We start from the raw sequence: 2,864 nt of genomic DNA on the forward strand, positions 1-2,864 counted from the left end.
CCCGCGAGCTCCGCGTGCGCTACGACCCCCGCCGCCCCGGCTTCCACCGTCGAAACGCCGAGCAACCGCTCGATCGCGTCGACGGCGCGCGGGGCGGCGCGGCCGTCGCCGTAGAGGTTCTGCGCCCGGGACATGCGTGCGTGCACGGCGGGGTCGTCGAGCAACGCCGAGAGCTCCGCCACGACCGCTTCCCGACGCGTGCCGATGAGACGCGCCGCCCCCGCGGCGACCCCCTCGCCGCGTTCGGTGGTCTCGCGGACGACGAGCGCCGGCACGCCGAGGGCCGGCGCCTCCTCCTGCACACCGCCCGAATCGGTCACCGTGCAGTACGCCCGCCCCAGCATTCGCCCGAACTGGGCGTAGGGGAGGGGTTCGCACAGCACGACCCGCTCGGCATCGCCGACGGCGGCGCGAACCTCGGCGCGCACCTGCGGATTGGGATGCAGGGGGAGCACCGCCACCACGTCGGGACGCGCGGCGATGACCTCGGCGACGCCCGAGGCGATACGCGCGAGCGGCCCGCCCCACGACTCGCGGCGGTGCACCGTGACCAGCACGACGCGTTCCGCGCCCACGGCGATCTGCTCCATCGCGGGATCGTCGAAGCGTTGCGGGTGGGTCTTCTGGCGGTGCAGGGCGTCGATGCCGGTGTTGCCGGTGACGACGATGTCGTGGGGGCTGACGCCCTCCGCGAGGAGGTTGCGTTCGGCGGCATCCGTCGGTGCCAGGTGCAGGGATGCCAGCGGGGCGATGAGGCGACGGTTGCCCTCTTCCGGGAAGGGCGAGCGCAGGTCGCCCGACCGCAGGCCGGCTTCGAGATGGATGACGCGGGCTCCGGCGTAGTAGGCCGCGACCGCCGCGAGGGCGGCGCTGGCGGTGTCGCCCTGCACCACCACGGCATCCGGTGCTCCATCGGCCCAGCGGGCCGAGAGGGCGGCGAAGATCGTCGAGGTGGTTTCGGCGAGGGCGGCGCCGCGGCGGAACACGTCGAGGTCGGCGTCGGGGCGGATGCCGAACGACGCGTTGATCTCGGCGACCATCTCGCGGTGCTGGCCGGTGACGGTCACGGTCGTGCGGATGCCGTCGCGTCGCTGCAGCTCCGCGACGAGCGGGGCGCACTTGATCGCCTCGGGCCGCGTGCCGTAGACGACGTCGATCCAGGGAGGGGTCATCGGCGGCTCTTCTCGTTCGGGCGGACGTCATCTGCGGGGGGTGCAGCAGGGAGGGGGCCACCCGCCCGTGACTCGGCCGTCCGACCACCCGTCCCAGACCCGGCCGACCGACCACCCGCCCGAGGCCCGGTCGGACGAGCGGCGGCTCGACGCGGGCCTGTCTCGCGCAGCGAGATGCGCAGCAGCAGCACGATCGCCACGACGAACCCGACGATGACGAACAACGACCCGACATAGCGGTGCACGAGGTCGAACCCCTCACGGCCGTACGCGCCGTAGGCCCAGGCGGCCGAGGCGAAACGGACCATGTTGCAGAACACCGCGATGCCGAGTCCGACGAGCAGCCCGATCCCGACGCGGCTGGTCGGAGCGCGGGTGATGCCCGTGATCGCTACGGCGAGGAGCAGCAGCGGAACGGCGAGCACGGTGGTCGAGCACATCGTGGTGATGACCAGGCCCGTGACCTCCGGGGTGCCGATGCCGAACCACACGATGGGGCCCGCGGCGACCGCGCGGCCGGGGGCGACAAGGCCGATGAACTCCCGCGCGAGGATCGCCTCGGCGGCGCGTGTCGTCGCCTCCGTCGCGATGAGGGCCGCCGCGGCGATCGCCAGCGCTCCCGCGGTGGCCAGGCGGGCGATCCGGACGCGTCGATCACGGGCGCTCGCCCGACCGCCGCGGGCCCGAAGCGGCGTGACGGCGACGCTCACGATTCCACCGCCAGCAGCAGGCGTCCGGTCTCGGCGTTGCGGCGGGTCTTGGTCCAGCCCCGGCGCCCGGTCATCATGCGGCCGAAGGCCCGCACGACGCAGATGTAGCTCTGGTACATGTACAGCCAGTACCCCAGGCCCCAGAGCCCCGCACGCCAGAGGGGATGCCGTTCCTCACGCGTGACGTACACGAGCGGCCAGAGGGCGAAGGGGAGGATGCCGGTGAGGATCCACAGCGGGATGACCCAGGTGGCGCCGGCCAGCCAGCCGAACAGACCGCCCGGCGACAGGGCGCCGGACACGACCATGGCGATGGTGACGGTGGGCCAGAGCACGAACCCGATCAGCTGGATGTAGGGGATGGCGAGGAAGTACGCCGCCTCCAACGCCCCCGCGTTGGTGAAGGTGCGGGACGCGTAGATCTTGGGCAGGTAGCGCGCGCACTGCAGGCCGCCCTGGCACCAGCGGGTGCGCTGGGTGAGCAGGCGTCGTGCCGAGGGCAGTGCCTCCTGCGACACCCACGTGTCGTGGGCGTACACGGTGCGGTAGCCGGCGAGCATGATGCGAAGGCCCACCTCGTAGTCCTCCAGCAGAGCGTCGCCCCACGGCACGCCCTGGTCGGCGGAAGCGGCGCGCAGGGCGCTGAGGCGGGTGAACTGCCCGTTGCCGCCGAGCCCCACCGAGACCGTCCGCATGCGAAGCACCTGCATCGCCGCGATGGTCGTGCGGAATTCGATGTCCTGCATGCGGATGAGATACCGCGCCCAGGCCTGACCGAACCCGCTCTTCCCCGCGGCCGGGGCGGGGTCGTCTCGGTTGCTCATGCGCACGGCCACCTGGGTCGCTCCCACGTCGGGTGAGCCGAACGCCGCGGGGCCGGCCGCCTGACGGAGGGCGTTCTCGGCGAGCGACCCGTCGGCGTGGGGGGGCGGAGCAGTAGGGTGGTGGGGCCCCCCCCCCCGGGGACCCCGCCCGTGGCCCC

General features: G+C 73.2%; 3 protein-coding genes. All 3 read right to left on the reverse strand.

Annotated features, from left to right (window positions below):
• The coding region (gene wecB / locus RWP81_RS15930; protein ID WP_314457741.1) for a non-hydrolyzing UDP-N-acetylglucosamine 2-epimerase at positions 1 to 1,172 on the reverse strand (1,172 nt) is incomplete at its 3' end.
• Complete coding sequence (gene xrtS, locus RWP81_RS15935; RefSeq protein WP_314457744.1) at positions 1,169 to 1,882, reverse strand: exosortase S; 714 nt, start codon at positions 1,880 to 1,882, stop codon at positions 1,169 to 1,171. The genes wecB and xrtS, both read right to left, overlap by 4 nt.
• Positions 1,879 to 2,864: glycosyltransferase family 2 protein (locus RWP81_RS15940; protein ID WP_314457746.1), on the reverse strand; the 986-nt coding region annotated here is incomplete at its 5' end. The genes RWP81_RS15940 and xrtS, both read right to left, overlap by 4 nt.

The organism is uncultured Microbacterium sp. (assembly GCF_963521695.1).
Classification (GTDB): domain Bacteria; phylum Actinomycetota; class Actinomycetes; order Actinomycetales; family Microbacteriaceae; genus Microbacterium.